The sequence below is a fragment of the Longimicrobium sp. genome (genome assembly GCF_036399255.1).
In the GTDB taxonomy this organism is placed as follows: domain Bacteria; phylum Gemmatimonadota; class Gemmatimonadetes; order Longimicrobiales; family Longimicrobiaceae; genus Longimicrobium.
Window position 1 is genome coordinate 21165 of sequence record NZ_DASWNM010000122.1, and the last position, 23968, is coordinate 45132.

At 71.5% G+C, this 23968-nt stretch carries 23 protein-coding genes; all 23 read left to right on the forward strand.

Annotated features, from left to right (window positions below; translation table 11 throughout):
* Positions 1–235: 235 nt before the first annotated feature.
* On the forward strand, positions 236–508 hold the full coding sequence (locus tag VGC13_RS22510) for an acyl carrier protein (protein ID WP_331127546.1): 273 nt from the start codon (positions 236–238) through the stop codon (positions 506–508).
* 77 nt (positions 509–585) lie between these two features.
* Positions 586–954, forward strand: coding sequence for a holo-ACP synthase (gene acpS, locus VGC13_RS22515; protein WP_331127547.1), 369 nt, complete (start codon positions 586–588; stop codon positions 952–954).
* A gap of 143 nt (positions 955–1097) precedes the next feature.
* Positions 1098–2336, forward strand: coding sequence for an ABC transporter permease (locus tag VGC13_RS22520; protein ID WP_331127548.1), 1239 nt, complete (start codon positions 1098–1100; stop codon positions 2334–2336).
* On the forward strand, positions 2333–3832 hold the full coding sequence (locus VGC13_RS22525; RefSeq protein ID WP_331127549.1) for an NAD(P)/FAD-dependent oxidoreductase: 1500 nt from the start codon (positions 2333–2335) through the stop codon (positions 3830–3832). The genes VGC13_RS22520 and VGC13_RS22525 overlap by 4 nt, the downstream gene beginning before the upstream one ends.
* 20 nt (positions 3833–3852) lie before the next feature.
* Positions 3853–5085, forward strand: coding sequence for an ABC transporter permease (locus VGC13_RS22530; RefSeq protein WP_331127550.1), 1233 nt, complete (start codon positions 3853–3855; stop codon positions 5083–5085).
* 182 nt (positions 5086–5267) lie between these two features.
* Positions 5268–6017 carry an outer membrane lipoprotein-sorting protein gene (locus VGC13_RS22535; protein WP_331127551.1) on the forward strand — a complete coding sequence of 250 codons (750 nt, stop codon included), beginning with the start codon at positions 5268–5270 and terminating at the stop codon, positions 6015–6017.
* Between the two features lie 317 nt (positions 6018–6334).
* On the forward strand, positions 6335–7606 hold the full coding sequence (locus VGC13_RS22540) for a beta-ketoacyl-[acyl-carrier-protein] synthase family protein (RefSeq protein WP_331127552.1): 1272 nt from the start codon (positions 6335–6337) through the stop codon (positions 7604–7606).
* 27 nt (positions 7607–7633) lie between these two features.
* Complete coding sequence (locus VGC13_RS22545) at positions 7634–8554, forward strand: PIG-L deacetylase family protein (protein WP_331127553.1); 921 nt, start codon at positions 7634–7636, stop codon at positions 8552–8554.
* The gene (locus VGC13_RS22550; protein WP_331127554.1) at positions 8551–9522 is read left to right on the forward strand and encodes a glycosyltransferase family 2 protein; all 972 of its coding nucleotides are present in this window, start codon (positions 8551–8553) and stop codon (positions 9520–9522) included. Before VGC13_RS22545 ends, VGC13_RS22550 begins: the two co-directional genes overlap by 4 nt.
* On the forward strand, positions 9507–10604 hold the full coding sequence (locus VGC13_RS22555) for a BtrH N-terminal domain-containing protein (RefSeq protein ID WP_331127555.1): 1098 nt from the start codon (positions 9507–9509) through the stop codon (positions 10602–10604). The genes VGC13_RS22550 and VGC13_RS22555 overlap by 16 nt, the downstream gene beginning before the upstream one ends.
* Complete coding sequence (locus tag VGC13_RS22560) at positions 10592–11125, forward strand: thioesterase family protein (RefSeq protein ID WP_331127556.1); 534 nt, start codon at positions 10592–10594, stop codon at positions 11123–11125. Before VGC13_RS22555 ends, VGC13_RS22560 begins: the two co-directional genes overlap by 13 nt.
* Positions 11122–12159, forward strand: a complete 1038-nt coding sequence (locus VGC13_RS22565) for a hypothetical protein (protein ID WP_331127557.1) — start codon at positions 11122–11124, stop codon at positions 12157–12159. The genes VGC13_RS22560 and VGC13_RS22565 overlap by 4 nt, the downstream gene beginning before the upstream one ends.
* Positions 12156–13289, forward strand: coding sequence for a DUF4872 domain-containing protein (locus VGC13_RS22570; RefSeq protein ID WP_331127558.1), 1134 nt, complete (start codon positions 12156–12158; stop codon positions 13287–13289). Before VGC13_RS22565 ends, VGC13_RS22570 begins: the two co-directional genes overlap by 4 nt.
* Positions 13283–14296, forward strand: a complete 1014-nt coding sequence (locus VGC13_RS22575; RefSeq protein WP_331127559.1) for an ABC transporter ATP-binding protein — start codon at positions 13283–13285, stop codon at positions 14294–14296. The genes VGC13_RS22570 and VGC13_RS22575 overlap by 7 nt, the downstream gene beginning before the upstream one ends.
* An 11-nt stretch (positions 14297–14307) precedes the next feature.
* Positions 14308–15411, forward strand: a complete 1104-nt coding sequence (locus VGC13_RS22580) for an ABC transporter permease (RefSeq protein WP_331127560.1) — start codon at positions 14308–14310, stop codon at positions 15409–15411.
* Positions 15408–16688 (forward strand): ATP-grasp domain-containing protein, encoded by a 1281-nt coding sequence (locus VGC13_RS22585; protein ID WP_331127561.1) that lies wholly within the window; start codon positions 15408–15410, stop codon positions 16686–16688. The genes VGC13_RS22580 and VGC13_RS22585 overlap by 4 nt, the downstream gene beginning before the upstream one ends.
* 35 nt (positions 16689–16723) lie before the next feature.
* Positions 16724–17971, forward strand: coding sequence for an ATP-grasp domain-containing protein (locus VGC13_RS22590; RefSeq protein WP_331127562.1), 1248 nt, complete (start codon positions 16724–16726; stop codon positions 17969–17971).
* Between the two features lie 11 nt (positions 17972–17982).
* Positions 17983–19221, forward strand: coding sequence for an ATP-grasp domain-containing protein (locus tag VGC13_RS22595; RefSeq protein WP_331127563.1), 1239 nt, complete (start codon positions 17983–17985; stop codon positions 19219–19221).
* Positions 19222–19238: 17 nt separating this feature from the next.
* A complete protein-coding gene (fabZ, locus tag VGC13_RS22600) occupies positions 19239–19757 on the forward strand; it encodes a 3-hydroxyacyl-ACP dehydratase FabZ (protein WP_331127564.1) in 519 nt (172 codons plus the stop codon).
* Between the two features lie 42 nt (positions 19758–19799).
* Positions 19800–20915: a beta-ketoacyl synthase N-terminal-like domain-containing protein gene (locus VGC13_RS22605; protein ID WP_331127565.1), complete on the forward strand. Its 1116-nt coding sequence runs from the start codon at positions 19800–19802 to the stop codon at positions 20913–20915.
* Between the two features lie 53 nt (positions 20916–20968).
* Complete coding sequence (locus tag VGC13_RS22610) at positions 20969–21754, forward strand: SDR family NAD(P)-dependent oxidoreductase (protein WP_331127566.1); 786 nt, start codon at positions 20969–20971, stop codon at positions 21752–21754.
* Positions 21755–22364: 610 nt separating this feature from the next.
* Positions 22365–22631 carry an acyl carrier protein gene (locus VGC13_RS22615; RefSeq protein WP_331127567.1) on the forward strand — a complete coding sequence of 89 codons (267 nt, stop codon included), beginning with the start codon at positions 22365–22367 and terminating at the stop codon, positions 22629–22631.
* A 46-nt stretch (positions 22632–22677) separates the two neighbouring features.
* Positions 22678–23949: an ATP-grasp domain-containing protein gene (locus VGC13_RS22620; protein ID WP_331127568.1), complete on the forward strand. Its 1272-nt coding sequence runs from the start codon at positions 22678–22680 to the stop codon at positions 23947–23949.
* Positions 23950–23968 lie beyond the last annotated feature (19 nt).

Below are 23968 nucleotides of genomic sequence, written 5' to 3' on the forward strand. Positions count from 1 at the left end.
GTTTATCCCGGCCGGCGTGCTTTCGAGCGCGCCGGGCGCGACCATTCGGTTTCCACACATACGGACAGGCAGACGGCCCGGTGTTCCCCTCTTGGCGCTTGTATACGGCCAGCGCTCGGAATGCCTGTGGATCGTTCGTTTGGTGCTATTCCTTACCCGATGCACCCCCGCGGGGCGCACAGGCATCGGGATGACCCCAGTGCGCCCGCACATCCCCTTTCAGGAAGAAAAAGCAATGGATTCGGAGAGCCGCAAGCTGCGCATCAAGGAGATCCTGGTGGAGCGCCTGAACCTGGCCATGGACCCGGCCGAGATCAGCGACGACGCGCCGCTGTTCACCGCGCAGGACGAGGGCGGGCTGGGGCTGGACTCGGTCGACGCGCTGGAGCTGGCCGTGGCGATGAACGGCGAGTTCGACGTGGAGATCGGCGACGAGGACATGGGGATCTTCGAGTCGGTGGCGAAGATGGCCGCCTTCGTCGAAGAGCGCCTGGTCGCGGCGGTCTAAAGGACCGGGTGATCCCGCGGCGGCCGGGGGCCTTTCTGGCCCCCGCCGCCACGGGGCCCCCTTCGCCGCAATCGAAGATGATCATCGGCATGGGAGCGGACTTCGTCCGCGTCGACCGCATCGCGCGCTTCGTGGAGCGCGCGGGCGAATACGGACTGGCGCTCGTGTACACCCCCTACGAGCGGACGCGGCTGGCGGGACGCGAGTTCGCGGCGGGGCGCTTCGCGGTCAAGGAAGCGCTGCTCAAGGCGGCCGGGCTGGGCTTTTCCCAGGGGGCAAGGCGCCTGGCCGAGATCGAAACCGTCCCCACCGGCACCGGCGCCCCGGAGGTCCGCACCAGCGGTTCCGTGCGGGCGCGGCTGGACGAGATGGGCGTCAAGCGGGTCCACGTCACCATCACGCACGAACGGGAGCACGCGCTCGCCTTCGTGCTCCTGACCGGCTGAAGCGGCTGCCCACACACGGCGGCCCCGCGGTCGTACCACCGTTCCAATCGTTCCCCACCGGCCCACGGCGGACGCCCCGACGCGGGCACCCCGCGGCCGTGCATCGTTCCTCATCTGCCCCCAGGCGGGATAAAAGGTCGTCCATGCTACTCAAGTACGCGCTTCGCGGCATCGGCCGCCGGAAAAAGGAATCGGCGCTGCTGGTGCTGGTGGTCCTGGTGTCGGCGTACGTGATCCTGGCGCAGGCGGCGCAGCGGCGCGGCGTGGAGATGCGCGCCAAGCGGGTGCTGGTGGAGTCGCTGTCGGGTGAGTTCCTGATGTACCGCAGCGCCCGCGGCGGCATCGACGTGCTGGACGCGCAGATGGACGAGATGGAGACCTTTCACGCCGACCCCGCCCGCGTGGCGGCCGCGGCGGCCTCGGTCCCCGGCGCCACCATCGAGCCCCGCCTTCGCTTTGGCGCCCTGGTCTCGTCGGGCGAGGAAAGCTCGGGGATGTACCTGCAGGCCGTCTCGGCCGCCCAGCTGCGGCGCCTGGCGTCGGCGCTGGAGTTCAAGACCGGCGGCATGGAAGACAGGGCCGCGGACGGGCTGGTGCTGAGCGAGGCCATGGCCAAGCAGCTGGGCGCCGCCGTGGGCGACACCCTGGTGGTGCTGGCCACCAACCGCGACGGCTACATGCAGGACGACGCGCTGCGCGTCACCGGCATCTTCCGCGGCAAGGGGATCGCCTCGTTCCTGGTGCCGGTGGGCTTCATCCCCTACGCCCGCGGCGAGGCCATGCTGAACCTGGCGCCCGGCGAAACGGCGGAGCTGGTGGTCTCGCTTCCGGCGCAAATGGCCGGCGACCGCGAGGCGGCGGTGCGGCGCGCGGCGGAAGCCATCGCCCCTTCCCTTCGCGTGGCCGAGTGGAACAAGACGGCGCCGCTGTTCTCGGCCATCCTCTCGGTGTGGCGCGGCTCGGGGGCCATCACCCAGACGGTGTTCTGCGCCCTGTCCTTTCTGCTGCTGCTGAACGTGGTGCTGATGAAGGTGCACCACCGCCGCAAGGAAGTGGGAACGCTGCTGGCGCTGGGCTACGGGCGCGGCTGGGTGACGTCGCTGGTGGCGGTGGAGTACCTGCTGGTGACCTGGATCGGCTTTGCCCTGGCGGCGTGGATGGTGTTCGGGCTGGCGATGGCCTTTGGCCGCAGCGGCATTCCCATCGGCTCCGAGGCCATGCAGGCGGCGTACATGGGGAGCAAGATCTACCCCCGGCTGCTCCTGGCGGACGTGGTGCAGGTGCTGGCGATGTTCTCGGTGGTGGCGCTGCTGGCGGCGACCCTCCCGGTGCTGCGCTTTCGCAGCGTGGAGCCCTCGCGCCTGCTGAGGACCGCCACGTGAGCACGCACACGGACGCGGTGGTCGTGGGCTCGGGGCTGGGCGGCCTGACGGCGGCGGCGCTGCTGGCCCGCGCGGGACGGCGGGTGCGGGTCTACGAGCGGCACACGGTGGCCGGCGGCTACGCGCAGAGCTTTCAGCGCGACCGCGGCAAGGTGGTGTTCGACGTGTCGCTGCACGGGCTGGGCGGGCTGGCGGGAAACGGGCTGGTGCGCAAGAACCTGGAGCTGTGCGGCGCCTGGGAGCGCCTGAAGCCGATCGCGGCGCCCAGCCAGTACCGCACCGTCTTTCCGGAGCACGACGTACGGGTGCCGCAGCTGGACGTGCCGGGCTACGTCGACGCGCTGGCGGCGCACTTTCCCGCCGAGCGCGACGGGCTGGCCCGGCTGGCCCGGGAGATCGCCGACACGCACGAGGAGTACGAGCGGCTGCAGGCCACCGCCTTCAAGGACCTGTTCCGCAACCCGCGGGCGTATCCCAAGGTCGTCCGCTACTCCCGCTGCACGCAGCAGGCGCTGCTGGACGCCTTCCTGGTGGACCCGAAGCTGAAGTCGCTGTTCGCGGCGCAGTGGAGCTACCACGGCGCGCCGCCCTCCAAGGTGCCGGCCATCGCCTTCGTGGTGAGCTGGGCGGAGTACATGCACGGCGGGGCCTTTTACCTGGAAGGCGGAGGCCGCTCGCTGGCCGACGCGCTGGTCGGCGTCATCCGCGACCACGGCGGCGAGGTGCACCTGCGCTCCCCCGTCGAGCGGATCCTCGTCGAAGGCGGGCGCGCGACGGGCGTGGAGCTGAAGAGCGGCGAGCGGATCGCCGCCGGCCTGGTGATCGCCAACGCGGCGCCGGCGCAGGTGGTGAACGAGCTGGCGGGCCCGGAGCACTTTCCCGCGGACTACCGCGCCAAGCTGCAGGGGCTCAAGCCGTCGCTCTCGACCTTTCTGACCTTTCTGGCGCTGGACGTGGACGCCCGCGAGCTGGGGCTGGACGACTACAACGTCATCCTGACCCCCTCGTACGACCTGGACGAGGTCTACGCCCGCTCCGCCGCCGGCGACGTGGACGCCGCCGAGCTGACGATCGTGGCCCACAGCAACCTGGGCCCCGCGGCCACGGGGCGCGAAGGCGGGCAGCTGGCCCTCTTCGCCCTCAGCGGCTGGGAGCGCTGGGCGGCGATGGAAAAGGCCGAGTACAAGCTGGCGAAGGAAGCGGCGATGGAGGGGATGATCACCCGCCTGGAGCGGCTGATCCCCGGCGTGCGGCGGCACATCGTCGTCAGGGAAGCCTCGACGCCGCTGACCAACGCGCGCTACACCGGCAACCCCGGCGGCTCCATCTACGGATTCGAAAAAGACCTGGCGCAGTCGGCCAAAGTGCGCGGCATGTCGCGCACCCCGGTAAAGGGCCTCTACCTCTCGTCGGCCTGGACCTTTCCCGGCGGCGGCTACTCGGGGGCCATCTGGGCGGGCTACTTCTGCGTCCAGGAAAACGACCTCGCGGCATGAACCCTCACCGACGCTCTCCGATGACCTTCTCGCTTCCCCCCATCGCGCGCATGGCGCTCCAGAACCTGGGGCGGCACCGCGTCCGCAACCTCCTCGTGGGCGCGGGGGTGGGCCTCTCGGCGGGGCTCCTGTTCCTGGTCCTGTCCGTGGGCGAGGGAATCCGCAACCAGCTGGTGCAGAGCGTGGTGGATTCCGAGTCCGGCGCGGTGGGCGTGCGCTTCGGCGGCGACTTCCTGCGCTCGGACGAGGCCGCCCAGAAGGCCGGGCTGGACCGCATCACCGCCCACTTCCAGGCCGACCCCGCCGTGACGGGGATCCGCCGCCGGGTAAGCACCCGCGCCGTGCTGGTGGCCAACGACCGCACCGCCGACGTGCAGCTGAAGGGGATCGAGCCCGCCGCCGAGCAGGCGGTGCGCGGCGGGATGGAGATGCGCTCCGGCGCCTTTCTGGCCCCGGACGCCGCCGCCGACGTGGTGGTGAGCGAAGCGACGGCGAAGCGCCTGGGCGTCAAGGCGGGCGACCCCTGCGTGCTGATGGGGCAGACCCGCGACGGCGCGGTGAACGCGCTGGACTGCCGGGTGTCGGGCGTGTTCCGCGGCGCCTCGCGCTTCACCTCCGGGGCGGCGTACGCGCCGTACGCGCTGGCCGCGTCGTTCTACGACACGCGCACGCCGACGGAGCTGCTGGTGGACCTGCGGTCGCTGGAGCAGGCCCCGGCCGTGTACGGACGTGCGGCGACCGCGCTGCAGCTTCCCAAGGATGGCCCGGTGCGGCTGGGAACGTACCGCACCCGCACGGGGATGGCGTCGTCCATCGCCAGCGTGAACTCGGTGTCGATGACCGTCATCGTGCTGTGCCTGCTGCTGATCGCGGCGGTGGGGATCGCCACGGCGGTGGTCAACAACGTCAACGAGCGCACGCCCGAGCTGGGAACGCTGCTGGCGCTGGGATTCTCGCGCTGGCAGGTGGGCGGCTTGATCGTCCTGGAGACGGCGCTGCTGGCGCTGGTGGCCACCGCGGCCGGGCTGGCCGTCTTTGGCGGGGCGGCGCTGCTGATGGGGCGCTCCGGGGTGGACGTGGGCGAGGCGGCCTCGCTGGCCTTCGGGATGCGCGTGCTGCGCCCCGAGCCCACCCTGCAGGCGCTGGTGACGGCGTTCTGGCTGGGCCTGGCCCTGCCCATCGTGTTTTCGCTGCTCCCCGCGCGCCGCGGTGCGCGGATGAACCCGATCGACGCGCTGCGGACGGCGGGGTGAGGGGAAGACGTACCTAGTACCTAGTACCTAGTACAAAAGTCAGACGCCGGGCACCAGGCACTCGGTACTCGGCACCAGGCACTCGATACTAGGCACTCGATACTCGGTACTCGGCACTCGATACTCGGCACCGCGCACTCGACCGTACGCTCGCGACTTACTCTCTACCGAAAGACCCACCGATGCCCATCCTGACCCCCCTGCTCGTCGGGCTGGCCGCCATGCTGGCGGCGGGCCCCGCGCCCGCCCCGGCGGCGCCGCCGGCGACGGCCGAAGAGATCGTGGAGTACGTGGACAACCGCGTCTTCTCGCAGTCCATGAGCTACCGCATCCGCATGACCAGCTTTCGCGGCGGGCGCGCCCACCGCCAGTACGGCATGCAGGTGTACAAGCGCGGACCCATGCTGCGCATCGACTTCCAGGACCCCGCCGTCGAGCGCGGGCGCCGCGTGCTGAACGACGGCCGCGACCTGTGGATGTTCCTGGCGCGCACCAGCCGCACCATCCGCCTGGCCAACCGCCAGAGCTTCATGGGCACCGACGCCAGCAACCAGGACCTGCTGCGCATCTCGCTGGCCCGCGACTACCAGATCGACGGCGCCGCGCAGCCCCGCACCGTGGACGGCCGCGCGATGACGCTGGTGCGGCTGCGCGCAAAGGACGCGGCTACCTCGTACGACCGCATCGACCTGTACGTGGACCCGGCCAGCAAGGTCCCCCTGGTCCAGGAGTTCCTCACCGTCTCGGGGCGCGCGGTAAAGCGCGTGCGCTACGACCGGGTGGGCGACGTGGGCGGCGCCCCCTTCCCGGCGCGCGTCACCATCGAGAACCTGCTGGTGCGCGGCGCCGAGACCGTGCTGGAGTACGACCGGGTGGACCGCTCGCCCGACCTGACGGCCGCGTTCTTTACCCTGGCCGCCCTGCGCCGGTAGAACGAAACGCGCGACGAACCGTTCCGCCGCGGCGACGCGGCGGAACGTGCCGGGGAAGGACCTTCCCGGCCGCAGCCAGGCTCCACCGTAGCTTCCAGCAGTACCGCAGGTACCGGGCGGACCCATCCGCCCCCTCCCGCAGTGCCCCTGGACGGGCCGCCCCGGCGGTCTCCGCTCCGTGATTCGTGTTCCACCCGAAAGTCCCCAAACGGCCACCGTGCGAACAATCGCATGAATGGCCGCGGGAGCCCGATCGCTCTTCAGTCCGCGAAACGCGCGCAAAAGCTGCGCGCCAGCCCTTTCCACCGAGAGTGCACATGATCACCACCGCCAACGGAACCGCCCGCCGCAGCCAGGAAAAGGTCGTCATCACCGGCCTGGGCGTCTACTGCTCCATCGCCCGCGAAGTGGACGGGTTCGCCGAGGCGCTCCAGACGGGGCGGCAGGGCTTCCACGAGATCGACGAGTTCGACCTCGAGGGGTGCCGCAACCGCCTGGCCGGCATGGTCAAGGAGCTCGAGGAGGTGCCCACCCGCACCGGCATGCGCTCCAACATCCTGCTGAAGCACGCGGTGACGCAGGCGCTGGCCGACTCGGCGCTCACCGACGCCATCCCCGACCGCTCGCGGGTGGGGGTCTCGGTGGGCACCAGCGTGGGCGGCGTGGGCGGGTACGTGGACTGGGTGGCCGGCGGCGAGCGCGAAGACCCCAACGCGGTCTTCCAGACCCCGCTGAACCCCTACAACCACCTGCGCGGGCAGGAGTGCGTGAGCAACGTGCCGCACACGCTGCTCCCCTACGAGGTGGCCAAGGAGCACGGCTTCAGCGCCGGCACCAGCTGCTGCGTGACGGCGTGCAGCGCCGGCGCCAACTCGCTGGCCATCGCCGCCGACTTCATCCGCAACGGGCGGGCGGACGCCATGGTGGCCGGGGCGCTCGACACCTTTACGCCCCTGACCTACATGGGCTTCCACGCCCTGATGGCGATGACCAAGGCGCTCCCCTCGCCCTTCGACGCCAACCGCAGCGGGCTGCTGGTGGGCGAGGGCGCCGGGATCATGATCCTGGAGCGCGAGAGCGCGGCGTTGCGCCGCGGGGCAAAGATCTACGCCGAGCTGGCGGGCTACGGGCTCAGCAACGACGCCTTCCACGTCACCCAGCCGCACCCGGGCGGGCGCGGGGCCATCTCGGCCATGAGGCGCGCCCTCAAGGACGCGGGGATGACGGCGGACGAGATCGAGTACGTGAACATGCACGGCACCGGCACCAAGTACAACGACCTGATGGAGCTCAAGGCCATGCGCGAGGTGTTCGGCGAGCGCGCGGGGCGCATCCCCATCTCGTCCATCAAGAGCGCCATCGGCCACACCCTGGGCGCGGCCGGCTCCATCGAGGGGATCGCCTCGGTGCTGGCCATTCACCAGGAGTTCCTGCCTGCCAACGGCAACTTCACCTCGCCCATCGAGGGCTTCGAGTACGACCTGGTGACGGAGCCGCGCCCCGCGCCGGGGCTGAAGACCGCGATGAGCAACTCGTTCGCCTTTGGCGGCAACTGCGCCTCGCTGGTCTTCCGCCGCTACGAAGGCTGATCCCCCTCGCACCGAAAGCCCACGACCATGACCCCCCCTCTTGTGGCTGAGGCACCGCCGGCGCCCCCCGCGCCCGTGCTCCTGGCGGTCGCCCTCCCCTTCGCTCCGCCGGCGGCCCCGGCGCCGGCGGAGCCGACCGAGACGAACGAAGACCCGCGCCGCGCCCAGCGCACCCGGCTTCTGCTGGGGCAGCTGAGGCGGCTGCGGACCGAGCTGCGCACCACGGCCGACGCCCGCGACCTGGGGCGCCTGGACGCCCGCCGGGTGCTGGTGCTGGCGCCGCACCCCGACGACGAGGTGATCGGCTGCGGCGCGCTCATCCAGCGCCGCGTGGCGGCCGGCGCGCAGGTGACGGTGGTGTTCATCACCCAGGAGGGCGCCCGCTCCATCGTGCGGCACCAGGGTGAGCCCGTCCGCCGCCGGGTGGTGGAAAGCCGGCGCGCCGTGGCCGACCTGGGCGTGGTCCGGGTCGCCTACCTGGAGCTGGAGGAGCTTTCGCTCAGCCGCGACGCCGAGGCCTACGACCGGCTGCGCGCCGCGCTGGCCGAGCTGATCGGCGGGATGGGGCCCGGCCTGGTGCTGGCCCCGGGCGACGGCGAGATGCACCCCGACCACCGCGCCGTCTGCCGCGCCACCCTGGAGGCCATGGACGCCCTGTGGGCGGCGGACGAGATCGACCTGGACACGCCGGTGGCGCTGTACGAGGTGTGGGGCGGCGGCGAGGCCAACGCCTACCTCCGCGTGGCCCCGGCCGAGATGGCGGCCAAGCGCCTGGCCATGGGGCGCTACGCCAGCCAGACCGAGACGGCGGACTACCTGGCGATCATGGAGCTGCTGCACGAGACGCGCGGGCGCACCCTGGCCGGCGGGTTCACCCCGGCCGAAGGGTACTTCCTGCTGCGCGGCGCCGAAGAGGCCCGCGCCCGACTCCTCAACCCCACGGCGTGAGCGACCGCACCATGCACCTGAGCATCGTAACCACCACGCGCACCAAGGTGGCCCACCTGCGGGCCGCGCTCCGCAACCTGGCGAAGCGCGCCGAGGGCCGGTCCGACGTGGAGCTGGTGGTCGTCAACGACGGGTCCGAAGACGACACCGAGGCGTTCCTGGACGGCTTCCAGGCCGAGTTCCCCTGCGTTCGCCTGCGCACCGACCGGGTGGGGCTGGCCTCGGCCCGCAACGCCGGCGTGCGCGCCAGCACCGGGACGCACCTGCTGTTCATGGATGACGACATCGTCCTGGGCGAGGGCTACCTGGACGCGCTGATGGCCGCCATCGCCGCGTGCCCCGACCGGGTGCAGGTGGGCAACCTGGACAACGTCCACATCGACAACGTGGAGCCGCTGCTGGAAGAGGCGCGGCAGCCCTGGTTCGGCGGCTTTCCCCCGCTGGACGAGCTGACGGCGCACAACTCCATGTTCACCGCCGCCCGCCACCTGTTCGCGGGAACGCGCACCGACGGCGGCGAGCCGGTGGTGACGGCGGGATGGTGGGCGGTGAGCACCGGCGGAAACATGTGCGTGCCCCGCGAGGCGTGGGAGCGGGCCGGCGGCTTCGACGAGCACTTCAAGAGCTGGGGCCCCGAGGACGCGGAGTTCTGCTTTCGCCTCTTTCGCCTGGGATACACGGCGCGGTTCAACCCCGGCTGCCGCCTGTACCACCTGGACCACCGCCGCGACACGGTGGCCACCAAGCTGAGCCTGATGCAGAACGCCGGCTACATGATGAAGAAGCACGGCAAGCCCATGGAGCTGTACGCGTACCTCGAGGTCATCGGCGGCATCATCCCCGTGCAGGAGTTCAACAACCGCTGCGCGCGGGCCAACGGGCTGCCCGAGATGCAGGTGGAAGAGTGCTTCCTGACGCTGAAGTACGTGACCCGCAAGGACCAGCTGATCGCATGGAAGCGCGCGTGACCCCCTCCGACCGCTTTCGCCGCGGCTACGTGCCGGGCTTCGACTGCCGCCTGTCGACGCTGCGCAACACGCTGGCCTACCACGGCCACCCGTTCAGCAACGGCATGGTGCTGGGCCTCTCCGGCGCGCTGTGCTTCAGCTACGCCGACAGCGCCCGCAACCGGCTGCCCTTTCACACCGTGGCGGGCGTGTCGGACCAGACGCTGGAGGGGACGGCCGCCGCGCTGAACCTGTACATGCACCGCGGCCGGCACGACCCCGCCCACGCGGGCCCCGCGCTCTTTCGCGAGTACCTGGCCGAGGGGATCCCCGTGAACGCGGCCGTCTACCGGCCGGCGCTCAAGCGGGCGCAGTTCCGCGGAAAGCCCGTGCGCATCAGCGACGCCACGGCGGTGGGGTTCCACTACGTCACCCTGACGGAGTACGACGCGAATACGGGCGAGTACACGGTGTTCGAGACCGACGCCGCCGCGCCCTTCCGGGTGACCGAGGACGAGCTGATGGCCGCGTGGTTCCACGACCGCGACCACCACCGCCCGCTGCGCGACCCCTTTCAGCCCTGCGACGGGCACTGGTACGCGCTCAACGCGCCGAAGTCGGTCGAGGCGCTGCTCCCCGCCTCCATCCGCCACGCCGCCGCGAAGGTGGTGCACGGCTTCTTCGCGCCGCCGGTGGAGCGCATGGGGCTGCCGGCCCTCCAGCGCCTGGCCGCGGACGCCGCGGAGTGGCACACCGAGGGCTGGGACGAGGCGGCGCTCGCGCAGAGCATCGTCTTCATGAAGATCCTGGAGCACTGGCTTACCGGCGGCGGCTTTGGCCGCAAGCTGTACGGCCGCTTCCTCAGCGAGTCGGCCACGGTGGCCGGCGCGCCGGAGCTCCGGGACGTGGCCCGCCGGTTCGCCGGCACCGCCGCCGCCTGGTCGGCGCTGGTGGCCGAGCTGAACGGGGCGGTGAAGTGCGACTGGACGGCCGGGGTGTTCACGGCGGACCGCGCGAAGCTGCGCGAGGCCGCCCGCGCCCTGCCGGCGCTGGTGGACCTGGAAACCGCGCAGATGGAGGCGCTTGGACGATGGGCGAGCTGAACCGCGACCCGCGCTACGTGGCCCCCGGCTCCGTGCCGCTGGCCGACAACGAGATCCTGGTCACCCCCCGCTTCGCCGACGTGGACATGATGCGCGTGGTGCACCACAGCCGGTACTGGACCTGGCTGGAAGACGCCCGCTTCCACTTCCTCCGCGCCGTGCTGGACGTGACCCCGGGCGAGATCGAGGCGCTGGACGTGTACACGCCGCTGGTCTCCTCGTCGGCCACCTACGGGCGGGCCGTGCGCTGGGGCGACTCGGTGGTGGTGGCGGTGCGGATGGAGCTGTTCGAGGGCGCCAAGTTCTCGTTCCACCACCTCGTCACGGCCGCGGCGGACCGGCGGACCCGGGTGGCGTCGATGACCACCACGCACGTGTTCACCGGGCTGGACCTGAAGCTGAAGCTGGCCATCCCCCCGTTCTACCGCGCCCGGCTGGACCGCGCGCTGGAGCGGCTGGGGCCCGACACCGACCTGATCACCCTTCCAAGGCCGCGCACCGCGGCGGTGGCCGCCCGATGAGCATCATGGAGACGGACGTCCTGGACCTCGGCACCTCCCTCGCGGTCCTTGCCCCGGCGGCGGACGCCGGGACGATCGGCAGCAACTGGGCGGAGCGCACCGCGGAGTACGTGCGCGCCTACCAGGTGCGGCTGGACGCGGACGAGGTGGTGTGCCTGGCCTCGGCGCTGTGGCTGGAGGCGGTGGGCGGCGCGCGCCCCCGGCTGGCGGGGGTGAGCCCCGTGGCGCTGGAGCAGCTGTGCGCGCAGCTGCAGTGGGGGCTGGTCGCGTACCGCAACGGCTGCCCCACCATGCTCTACACCGTGTGCATGCGCACCCGGCTGGGGAAGCGGATGCTGATGAAGGTGGACGAGGCCGCGCTCACCGGCGGGGCCCTCACCGGCAAGCCCGTCTACGCGCTGGCCGACCGCGTCCACGGCCTGGGCGACCTTCCCGACGGCTCCGGCCCCGTGCTGGCGCGCCGCGACGAGATCGAGGCCGAGCTGGACTTCGGCGGCGGCGTGCGGCGCCGGGTGACGCTGGGCGAGCTGCTGCGGGTGTGGAAGGTGGATGCGGACGAGATGTCGTGCGAGTGGCACATGGTGCTCCCCTGCCACCCCACCCCGCACCCCGACGGGCGCCGGATGCTGGCCCGCTCGGCCCTGGTGCGCCAGTTCCACCTGCTGAGCGCGCGCTTCCCGGACCGCGCCAGCGGCCTGCACGCCCTGATCCGCATGCGCGAGGCGCTGGCGATGGAGACGGACGTGGACGCGCACCGCCGGGCCCTGCGGGCGTCCTTTCCCGCGATCGGCGGCGAGCGGGCGGACATGGGACGGCTGGCCTTTGCCCGCGGCGTCCGCGCGCTGGGCGGCGGCGCCTTCGAGGGCGTGGCCCGCGCCGCCGGACGCGCCTCGGCCGCCTGGCTGGCTCTCCGCGCGCTGGCGGGGGACGAGACGGCTTCGGCCGCCGCGCTGGACGAGGGATACGAAGAGGTGCAGGACCGCGAGCGCACGCTGCTGGACGCCCTGGCCCGCGTGGCGGGAGGTGCGTCGTGATCGCCCTGAGGGAAGCGCCCGCGATGGAGACGGCCGCGGGGGAGAGCGTGTCGCTGGACTACCGGCACCAGCCGGGGAACTTCTGCCTGGGCGTGGCCCTGCGCGGGGTGACCGAGGCCGTGGGCCTGAAGCTGAGCGAGGCCGAGGTGATGGGGCTGGGCGGCAGCGTCTGCTTTCGCTACGGCGCCGACCTCCCGAAGCGCAAGTTCCACCTGGAGGTGTGCCACTCCGGGGTCGACATGGCGCTGTTCGGCAACCTGGGGATCCTGGCCCGCCAGCGCCGCACCACCGACCGCGACTGGGCCGAGCGGCGGATGATGGAGCTGCTGCGCGAAGGCCGCCCCGTGGCCGTCAAGGTGAACCCCCGCTTCTGTGAGGGGGTGATGCGGGCGACCCCCGAGGCGCTGGTGCCGCTGCTGTACATCCATTGGGTGGTGGTGAGCGGCTACGACGCGGAGCGCGACACCCTGCGCTACCACGACAACACCCGCTTCGCCGCGTACGACATCCCGCGCGAGGAGTTTCGCCTGGCCCGCGACAGCGGCCCCAGCGTGCAGAACGGCCGCAACACCTGGCTGGAGCTCGAGGTGCCCCGCGCGTTGGTGCCGCTGGACGAGGCGTGCCTGCAGGGGATCCGGCAGATGGTGGTCTCCAGCAAGTACCTGCACGGCGGCGAAGGATACAAGGGGGTGGACGCCGCCACCCGCTACGCCCGCCACCTGAAGAGCTGGCGCACCACGCTTACCGCGGACGAGATCCGCGGCAACGCGCTGGGGATGATGAGCTCGATCACCCTGGGCGGCGCGCTGAAGGGCGCCGGCCGCCGGCACTACGCCGCCTTCCTCGAGGCGGCGGCCCGGACGCTGGACGCGCCGGTGCTCAAGGAGGCCGCCGCGCCCTACCGCGCCCTGGCCGGCGTGTGGACCGGGCTGTACGCCCGGTTCGCGGCCATGGCCGCCGACCCCGCGGACGACCGCCTGTGGAGCCGCGGCTCCGAATACTTCGCGCTGCTGGACGCGCTGGCCGCCGGCGAAAAGAACGCCGCCGACACGCTGGAAGCGGCGCTGGCCGAAACCGAACGCGGACGCATGGCGCGCCCGCTTCCCTCTACCCGCAAGGCCCCATGCTGACCCTGAAGTCCCCCCCGCGCACCCGGCCGGCCCCCGCGCCCGCCGCCCCCCCCGCCGCGGCGCCGGTGGCCGAGACCGTGATCCGCGTGGACGACCTGCGCAAGAGCTACGGCACCCGCCAGGTGCTCAAGGGCGTGTCGCTGCGGCTGCAGGCCGGAAAGATCCTGGGCGTGCTGGGCTCCAACGGGGCGGGGAAGACCACCCTGCTCGAGACGATCGAGGGGCTGCGCCGCATCGAGCACGGCACCGTCGAGGTGCTGGGGCACGACATGCGGAAGGACCACAAGCGCGTGCAGGCCAGCCTGGGGATCCAGCTGCAGAAGACCGCCATGTTCCGCAACCTGACCGTGGCGCAGACCCTTCGCATGTACGGCCGGCTGTACGGCCGCGCCATCGACGTCAAGGCGTCGCTGGAGCGCTTCGGCATCGGCGAGCACGGCGAAAAGCTGCTGCAGCAGCTGTCGGGCGGCATGTTCCAGCGCTTCTCGCTGTGCCTGGCCACGCTCAACGACCCCCGCATCCTGTTCCTGGACGAGCCCACCACCGGGCTCGACCCGTACGCCCGCCGGATGCTGTGGGACATCATCCGGACGCTGCGGGCCGGCGGCACCTCCATCGTCATCACCACGCACTACCTGGACGAGGCCGAGGCGCTGTGCGACGAGGTCGCCATCCTGCACGGCGGCGAGTTCGTGGCCTACGGCCGCCCCCGCGACATGGTGGAGCGCCTGGGCGCCCAGAAGACGGTGGTGATCGAGCTGGACGAGGGCGTCGTCCCCGCCGAGACCGGGATGCTGGGCGCGCTGGACTACCGCGTCGTCGACGGGCAGCTGCACGTGCTGACCGAAGAGGTGCACGCCGCGCTCAAGCAGGCGCTGGGCGCCCTGGAAGCCGCGGACGTGCGGGTGGCCAACCTCAGCATCCGCACCCCCAGCCTGGAGGACGTGTTCATCCGCCTTACCTCCACGCACATCGAGACCACCCCCACCGCCGCCGCGAGGCGCTGAAGGATCCGTCAATGCGCAACGCGTACGAGATCGCCCGGGCGTTCACGCTCATGTTCTTCCGGGACAAGCTGAACCTGTTCTTCACCTTCTTCTTCAACGCCTTCCTCATGGTCCTGCTGGGCCTGACGGTGGCCGACCGCTTCAACCTGCAGGTCACCCTGGGCGTGGCCGACATGGCCCGCTCGCCGATCTCGCGGTCGGTGGTGGACGGGCTGGCGAAGTCGCAGAACCTCAAGGTGCAGCGCTTCGCCAGCGAGGAAGCCCTGGTGCGGAGCGTCACCGACGGAACGCTGGTGGCCGGGATCGTGGTGGACCGCGCGGCCGGCGCCGCCGCCTCCACCGCGCAGGCGCCGGGCACCCAGGTGCGGGTGATCGCCGACCCCAGCCGCAAGATGTGGATCGAGATGCTGAAGCCGGGCCTTACGGTGGCCATGCTCGAAGCCGACCCCTCGGGGCGCAGCGCGCTGCAGACGGTGAGCATCCGGGCCAAGGAGACGCAGAGCCGCAACCTGAGCTACTTCGACTTCATCTTCCCGGGCGTGCTGGCGTTCTCGATCATGCAGATCGCCCTGTCCGGCGGACTGGCGCTGCTGCGCTACCGGAAGAACGAGACGCTCAAGCGGCTGAAGCTGACGCCGCTGGCCCGCCACGAGTTCCTGCTGGGCTACACCGCCAGCCAGCTGTTCGTCCTGCTGCTGCAGGTGATCGTGTACTTCGGCATCGCCCGGCTGGTCTTCGGCTACACCATCCACGGCTCGGTGGCGACCATCGCCCTGGCCACCCTGCTGGGCTCGCTGCTCTTCATCGCCTTCGGGCTGCTGGTGAGCACGCTGGCGCCCTCGGTCGAGTCGGGAAGCAACCTGGTGCGCTTCCTCAGCTTTCCCACCGCGTTCCTCTGCGGCGTGTACGTGCCGCTGGATTCGCTGCCGTCGAACCTGGCCAAGGCGTCGTTCCTGTACCCGCTGACGCCCTTCGTCTCGGCGCTCCGCAGCTCGGCCAACTACGCGGCGCCGCTGGCGGCCAACGCGGTCAACTTCGCGGTGATGGCGGGGGTGCTGGTGGTGTTCGGCTCGCTGGTGTTCAAGACCTTTACCTGGGAGGAGCAGGCCGCATGACCGCCGAGACGCTTGAGCCGGCGCGCCCGCACCTGCTGGTGATGGGAATGCGCGGCACCGTGCTGCCGGTAAAGCCCTTCATCGAGCCGGCGCTGCGCCGCAACGCCCGCATCACCTGGGTTACGCTGGGCCCGCCGTCGGAGTACCTGGCCGCCCACGCGCACGTGGTCGATTCGGCCGCGCTGGACGGCGAAGCGGCACTGGTCGCCGCGCTCGACGCGGTGCACGCCGAGCACCCCGTGGACGCCATCCTCTCCTTCCTGGAGGAGCTGGTTCCCCTGGCGGGCACGCTTTCCGAGCGCTGGGGGCTGCCCACCAACCCCGCGCTGGCCGGCATCCGCACCACCGACAAGTGGGAGATGCGCCAGGCGCTGGCCGCCGGCGGCGTTCCCGTCCCCGGCTTCGTGCTGGCCGGCACCCGTGCGGAGTACGACGCCGCCATCGCCCGCTTCGGCTTTCCCTGCGTGGCCAAGCCCGTGAAGAGCTCCGGCAGCCGCGGCGTGATGATCGTGCGCGACGCGGCCACGGCCGAGCACTGCTGGGAGTGGACGCGCGCCATCTCGCGGCAGGACGCCGGCCAGGACGTGGTGCTGGTGGAAGAGTTCATCGACGGGCCCGAGTTCAGCGCCGAGGTGGTGGTGCAGGAGGGCGAGGTGGTCTTCCTGAGCTGCACCGAAAAGCTGCTCATCGGCGGCGACTTCCGCGACGAGGTGGGCCACCTGCACCCCCACCGCTTCGACCCCGCCGTCGCCTCCATCGTCGACCGCGTGGTGCGCGACACGGTGGCGGCCACGGGCGTGCGCCGCGGCGGGTGCCACGTGGAGTTCAAGGTGAACGGCACGCAGGTGCACGTGATGGAGATCGCCAGCCGCCTGGGCGGCGCGGGGATCCCCGCGCTGGTCAAGCTGGCCACCGGCGCCGACCTCACGGACCTGACCTACGCCGCCTGCCTGGGCGAGCCGCTGAAGATCCCCGCCGACCGCGGGATGTACGCCGGCGTCCGCTTCGCCACCGTCACCCAGCCGGTGATCGTGCACTCCGACCGGGTGGACCCGGCCATCCGCGCCCTTCCCGGCGTGCTGCAGACCCACCTGTTCGCCGTCCCCGGCGAGGTGGTGGCCCCCGGCCAGTCCGGCGGGCAGCGCATCGGCCTGGTGATGGCGCGCAGCCGCAGCCGCGACGCGCTGATGGACACCCTGGTGCGCGCCTCCACGCAGATGCTGACCGACGCCATCACCCCGGCCGGCGCGACGGCCGGCGTGGCGGTGCCCGCGTGACCACTCCCCTTCTCCCCCATTCCCCGCAGGCGACGATGTCCCCGCCCGACCACCTGCTCGTCTTTCCGCCGTTCCGCGCCTTCTCGGCGTCGACGGTGGCGATCCTGAAGGCCGCCGAGCGCCACGGGCTCACCCTGTCCGTGATGACCACGCTGCCGGCCGAGTTCTTTGAAGCGTACCCGTTCGTCCTGGACGTGGTCGCCCTTCCGGAAGAGGACACGCCGGAGTCCCGCGAGCAGGTGCTCGCCGAGGCCGAGCGGCTGCTGCGCGAGCGCGGCTACCGGCGCGCGGTGACCTTCTCGGAGGACCACGTGGAGCTGTGCGCCGAGATCAACACGCGCCACGGCCTGGGCGGCAGCACCGTCCGCTCGGCCCGCCTCTCCCGCGACAAGCACCAGATGCGCGGCGCGCTGGCCGCCGCCGGGGTCCCCGTCCCCGGCTTCCACGGGGTGTCGACGTACGAGGAGTTCGCGGCGGCCGTGGAGGCGGTGGGCTTTCCCTGCATCTCCAAGCCGGTCAAGGGGTGCGCCAGCGAAGGCGTGGTGAAGCTCGAGGCCGGCGCCGACCTGCGCGCCGCCTGGGCCTTCACCTCCGAGGTCGAGCAGCTGGAGTGCGAAGGCGCGCCGGTGCTGGTCGAAGAGTACGTCTCGGGCGTGGAGTACAGCGTCGAGATCGTGGTGGACGGCGGACGCGCCCACGTGGCGGGGATCACCGACAAGACCACCGAGGCCGAGCCCTTCTTCGGCGAGATCATGCACGTGTTTCCCGCCGCGGTGGACCCCGAACTCCGCGCCCGGGTGGACGTGCTGGCGCAGGACACGGTCACGGCGCTGCAGATGACGGACGGCGGCGCGCACCTGGAGTTCCGCCTGTCGCCCCGCGGCCCGGTGGTGATGGAGTGCGCGGCCCGCATCGGCGGCGACTCGCTTCCCATCGTGGTGATGATGGCCAGCGGCATCGACCTGTACGAGGCCGTGCTGCTGCAGGCGCTCGGCCGCGGCTTCTCGGTCGCGCCCAAGCGGGCGAAGGTCGGCGGCATCCGCTTCGTCCAGACCGAGGCCGAGGGAACGCTGGACGCCATCGAGTGGGACGCCGTCCGGCTGCGCGGGCTGCGCGGCATCGTGGGGTGGGGGCTGCTGCAGGAGCAGGGCGGCTTCGTGGCCCGCCCCCCCCGCGGCGACACCCACCGGCTGGGCTTTCTGCTGGGGGTCGCCCCCTCGCAGGACGCCGTAAAGCAGACGCTCGCGGCCGGCGCGGCCGCACTCACCTTCTCGCTCTCCTAGAGGTCCTTCCCATGATCCACATCTCCAGGCCCGTTCCCGGGGCCGAGCCCGTGCTGCTGGTGATCGAGACCGAGGGCGCCGACGACATCGCCGCCGAGGCGCGCGCCAACGGCTGGACCCCCGTCTTCATCCGCACCGACGCGTACGCCGGCTGGCTTGCCCCGGCCGACCCGTCGGTGGGCGAGATCCTCTACGAGCCCGCGCCCGACTTCCACCGCCTGTACCAGATCGCCGTGGAGCGCGGCGCCTCGGCGGTGCTTCCCATCTCGCTGCTGGAGCCGGGCTCGCTGCGCGACTCGCTGCTGCGCGACCTGGCCGAGCGGATGAAGGCCCCCTTCCGGGTGGTCAGCAACCAGCCCAGCGCGGTCGAGCTGGCCTTCGACAAGGCGCTCACCAAGCGGGTGCTGGCCGACGCCGGCTTCCGCTCCATCCCCGGGTGCGTGGCCGACAGCCGCGAAGAGCTGCTGGCCGCCGCCGAGCGGTACGGGATGCCGCTGGTGGCCAAGCCCCGCCGCGACTTCACCGGCAAGGGCTTCCGCATCTTCCAGTCGCACGCCGAGGTCGAGGCGTACGTAAAGAAGTGCCGGGTCAAGGACCTGGTGGTGGAGCCCTTCATGGAGGGAAGCGAGCTGTCGCTGGAGCTGGTGCGCTGGGACGGCGTGTGCGTGGCGCAGCCGGTGGTCTACAAGGGCGAAACGCGCCTGAACCACCTGGAGCACCCCGTCTACCGCCCCCGCCTGTCGCCCTGGCAGCGCGGCACCGAGCTGGAGCGCCGGGTGGTGGAGACGGGCAAGGCCATGGCCGACGCCCTGGGGCTGGAAGGCGCCTGCGAGCTGGAGTTCGTGGTGGCCGACGGGGTTCCGCACCTGATGGAGATCAACCCGCGCGTCTCGGGCGTGACCCGGCTGTGCAGCGCGGGGGGCGGCAGCAGCACCTTTCGCCAGCTGGCCCGGGTGGCCATGGGGCTTCCCCTGGTGGCGCAGTGGCCGCGCCCCGGCATCGCGGTGAACCTGCCGATCGTGGTGTGCACCCACGACGAGCGCGTCACCCGCCTTTCCGCGCACGACTCGGTGCGGTTCGTCAAGCGGATCGACTGGATGCCCAACCTCCCCATCAAGGGCTCGCTGCTGCTGGAGGCCGCGTCGCTGGCCGACCTGCAGACGGTGATCACCGAGCTGGAGCACCTTTCCAGCACCGCCTACCTGGACGAGATGCAGGCCACCCTGGCCGCCCAGTACGTGGCCAGCTGAACCGGAGAACGACGACGATGACGACGACCCTGGACGCCCCCGTGGCGCAGACCGAGACGGCGCAGACCGAGACGGCCGAGGCGCCGGCGAGGACCCCGAAGACCGTGTCGCACGCCGAGATCCGCGAGATCCTGCCGCACCGCGACTTCTTCCTGATGGTGGACCGCGTGCTGGACTACGACGACACCAGCATCCGCGCGGTCAAGAACGTGACGGCCACCGAGCCCTTCTTTCGCGGGCACTTTCCCGACGCGCCGGTCTTTCCCGGCGTCATGCTGATCGAGGCGTGCGGGCAGACGGGCGGGATCATGCTGGCCAAGAGCGAGCGCTTCAACACGCGCGGATACCTGGCCCAGGTGAACGACTTCAAGTTCCTGGGCTTCGCCGGGCCGGGCGACACGCTGATCCTTTCCGCGCGCTTCGTCTCGGCGCTGGGAAGCTTCGCCAAGGTCTCGGTCGAGGCCGAGACCGCCGAGGGCCGCAAGGTGGCGCGCGGCACCATCTCCTACTTCTTCGACGAGAGCGCGCGCGGCTGACCGCCGCTCCGCCCCCTCCCATACCTGGACGAGGTTCTTGTGATGTACGGACCGAACGACGACGCCCGCGTGGTGATGACCTCCTACGGCTTCTGCATCCCCGCGGGGAGCACCGACGCCCCCTTCGCCGACGCGCTGCTGCGCGGCGCGCAGGCCGCCCCGGTGGCGAAGGTGGACGACACGGCGCTCGACGCCGCGCTGGCCACCCACATTCCCTGGGGCGAGCAGCGCCGCATGGACCGGCTCACCAAGCTGGGGGTGCTGGCCAGCATGGAGTGCTTCAAGCGCTCCGGCCTCGAGATCACCGAGGAGAACTGCGACGACGTGGGCGGCATCTACGGGTGCGCCTTCGGCCCCATCGCCAGCACGCGCGACTTCATGGCCAGCGGCAAGAAGGGGATCAAGGGCGCCAGCCCCCTCATCTTCCCCTACACGGTGGTCAACGCCTGCCCCGGCATCGCCACCATCCTGCTGGGGATGCGCGGGCCCAGCAGCACCGTCTCCGGCAGCAACCCGGTGACCTACTCGTACGACCTGCTGCAGACCGGCCGCGCCAGCGCGCTGATGACGGGCGGCTTCGAGGAGCTGACCCCCGAGATCGTCTCGGCCCTCGAGGCGCCGATGGCGGCCGGGCTGGACGAGCGGGTGCAGGCCATCGACGGCCAGGCCGAGGGCGCCGCGGTGCTGCTGCTGGAGACGGCCGAGTTCGCCGCCGCCCGCGGGGCCCAGGCGATCTGCGAGATCGTGGGCTACGGGCAGGCGATGAACCTGACGGAGGAAAAGACGGCGATCGAGAACATGGGCCACATCGACCCCGCGGCCATCCACGCCAGCATGCGCCAGGCGCTGCAGACCACGGGGACCGACGCCGGCGACATCGGCCTGGTGGTTTCGCTGGCCCGCGGCGACAACGGCCAGCGCGAGTCCGAGGCCCAGGCGGTCGACGCCCTCTGGGGCGGCGAGGCCCGCCCGGAGCTGCGCGAGCCCAAGGCGCGCCTGGGCGAGACCTTCGCCGCCAGCGAGACGCTGGGCATCATCGCCGCCCGCTTCTACGCCGAGTGCGACCCGGCGGCGTTCGGCGGACGGGCCGAAAAGCTGGCGATGGTGAACGGATACCAGCTGGGCGGCAACGTCACCAGCGTGATCGTGAAGTTCTGAGCGCCCCCGCGCTTCGACCCCCTCATAACGAATCTGACGAGAGAGACCGTACCATGTTCGAGACCCTGGAAGAGCGGAAGATCATGAATCCGCTGTCGCTGGAAGACAAGGTGGTGCTGGTGACGGGCGCCAGCGGCGGCATCGGCCGCGCGGTGGCGCGCTACCTGGGCGCGCTGGGCGCCACGGTGGTGGTGCACTACCACAGCAACGAGGCCAAGGCGGCGGCGCTGCTGGCCGAGCTCGAGGAGAACGGCGCCGGCGGCAGCATCGTCCGCGGCGACGTGCGCAACGAGGCCGAGGTCAAGGCCATGATCAAGGGCGTGGTGGCGCGGCACGGGCGGCTCGACGCGCTGGCCAACACGGCGGGCGTGCTGACGCGCGGCTTTCTCGCCATGCAGTCGCTGGAAAGCTTCCGCAACGTCCTCGAGACCAACCTGCTGGGCAACTTCCTGGTGATGAAGCACGCCTCGCAGCAGATGATCAAGCAGCGCCGCGGCTCCATCGTCAACGTGAGCTCGGTGGCGGGGATCCAGGGGCTGCGCGGGCAGGGCGCGTACAGCACCAGCAAGGCGGCGCTCAACTCGCTCACCCAGATCGCCGCCAAGGAGATGGCCGAGCTGGGCGTGCGCGTCAACGCGGTCGCCCCGGGGCTCATCGCCACGGGGATGCTCGAGAACCCCACCGACGCGGACGAGAAGTACCGCGAAAAGGTGCCGATGAAGCGCTTCGGGCGCGAAGAAGAAGTGGCCGCGATGGTCGCCTTCCTCCTCTCCGACGCCTCCAGCTACGTCACCGGCCAGGTGATGGTGGTCGACGGCGGCCTGCTGGTCGGCACCTGATCCGCCTCCGCTGATCGAACGGGGCAGGGAAGGCCGGTCGCCCGAAGTCCCGCGATCCCGGTCGCGGCGGCGCATCGGCACCGGTGGACGGACGGCTCCTCGGCAGGGACTCATGAGAAATTTTTTGAGAGGGATGCATTCCTCTCCCGCCGTCTCCGGAGCGCACCCGGGGCCTGCCCAAGGACCACCTGCCGCGCGTCCCCTGCCGGACCGTCGGTTTCCTGGCTGGCTGGATGCGCGGCCTGAGCCCGGCGGACGCTTGGTCGCGGCGGATCGAGAGCCGGCGGCGCGGGGCGGGGCCCGGAAAAGACGCGCGGCAGGTGGAGGCGCAGTCCGGGTCCGGTGCTCCTTCGGACGCCATGCTGAAGCCGGAAACGCTGGTTGAGGATGCCCGGGGACGAGGATGGGTGCCCCTGAAAAAAATTCTCATACACACCGCGAGGGGCCGGGGCTGACGGCACGGCGGCCGGCTTCGGGGCGGCGGACGGGACTGCGGACGGGACTGCGGACGGCGGCGGATGGATGGCCGCCGATGAAGATCCAGATACGAAATCGGCCGGGCGCGGATGCGGCCGGCATGGACTGAAACGAATACGACGGAGCACGGACGATGACCGAGAACACGCTGCGCATCAAGGAAATCCTCGTCGAGCGCCTGAACCTGGCCATGGAGCCGGCCGACATCGCGGACGACGCGCCGCTCTTCACGGCGCAGGACGAGGGCGGGCTGGGGCTGGATTCCGTGGACGCGCTGGAGCTGGCGGTCGCCATGAACGGCGAGTTCGACGTGGAGATCGGTGACGAAGACATGGGGATCTTCGAGTCGGTGGCGAAGATGGCCGCGTTCGTCGAAGAGCGCCTGGCCGCCGCCGTCTGAGCGGCACCCCATCCCCCTTCCTTTCCCTGAAACGAGTGGTACCCGGATGACCCCCCCGCACCTGTTCCTCTTCCTCTCGTCCCGCGACGAGGTGGCCGTGGCCATGCTGAAGGCCGCCGCCCGCACGGGCGCCCAGGTCTCGGTGATGAGCGACCGCGCTCCCGAGTTCTTCGTCTCGTATCCCTTCGTGCGCCACGTGGTCACCCCCGTGCGCGGCGGCGACGACGCCGGCTGGGAAGCCGCCGCCCGCCGCCTGGAGCAGATCCACGCCGCCGAGCCCTTCGTCCGCGTGGTCCCCAGCTCCGAGGGCTCGGTCGAGTTCGCCGCGCGGCTGAACCAGCACCTGGGACTGGGCGGCAACTCGCCCGAGACGGCCGCCGCCTCCCGCGACAAGTTCCGCATGCGCCGCGCGCTGGCGGCCCACGGAGGCGCGCTGATCCCCGAGTTCCGCCTGGTGAGCAGCTGGGACGAGTTCCAGGCCGCGGTCGAAGCGGTGGGCTACCCCTGCATCAGCAAGCCCATCCGCGCCGCCGCCAGCGACGGCGTGGCCAAGATCGAGGACGCGTCGCAGGTGCGCGCGGCGTGGGAGTTCACCTCCGCGGTGCCGCAGATCGACGCCACGGGAACGGGGACGGTGCTGGTGGAAAGCTACGCGTCGGGGCCCGAGTACAGCGTCGAGGGGATCGTCTCCAACGGGGTCGCCCACATCCTGGGCGTGACGGAGAAGACCACCGAGGCCGAGCCGTTCTTCAACGAGATCATGCACGTCTTTCCCGCGCCGATCTCGGCCGAGGCCGAGACGGCCATGCGGCGGACGGCGCAGGCGGTGGCCGAGGGGCTGGGGATGACCGGCGGGGCCATGCACCTGGAGGTGCGGCTGAACGCGCGCGGGCCCGTGGTGATGGAGTGCGCCGCCCGCCTGGCCGGCGACTCGGTGCCCATCATCGCCCGCTTCGCCACCGGGGTCGACATCTACGAGCAGATGCTGAACGAGGCGCTGGGCCGCCCCGTGTGCATGGACCGGCGGACGAACCGCGTGTCGGGGATCCGCTTCGTCCAGAGCCCGCGCGAGGGCGTGCTGGAAGGGTTCGGGTTCGACCGGGTGAAGCTGGCGGCCGCGCGCGGCGTCGTGGGCCACGGCCCGGTGCGCCGCGCGGGCGACATGATCGCCCGCCCGCCCCGCGGCGCCACCAACCGCGTGGGGTGGGTGATGGCCGTGGGCGCCACCGCCGGCGCGGTGCGCGCCACGCTGGCCGCGGGCGAGGACGCCGCGCGGTACACCCTGGAGGGCGACGCGCCCGTGGCCGTGGCGGCCTGAAGCCGCCGCGCCTCCCCTT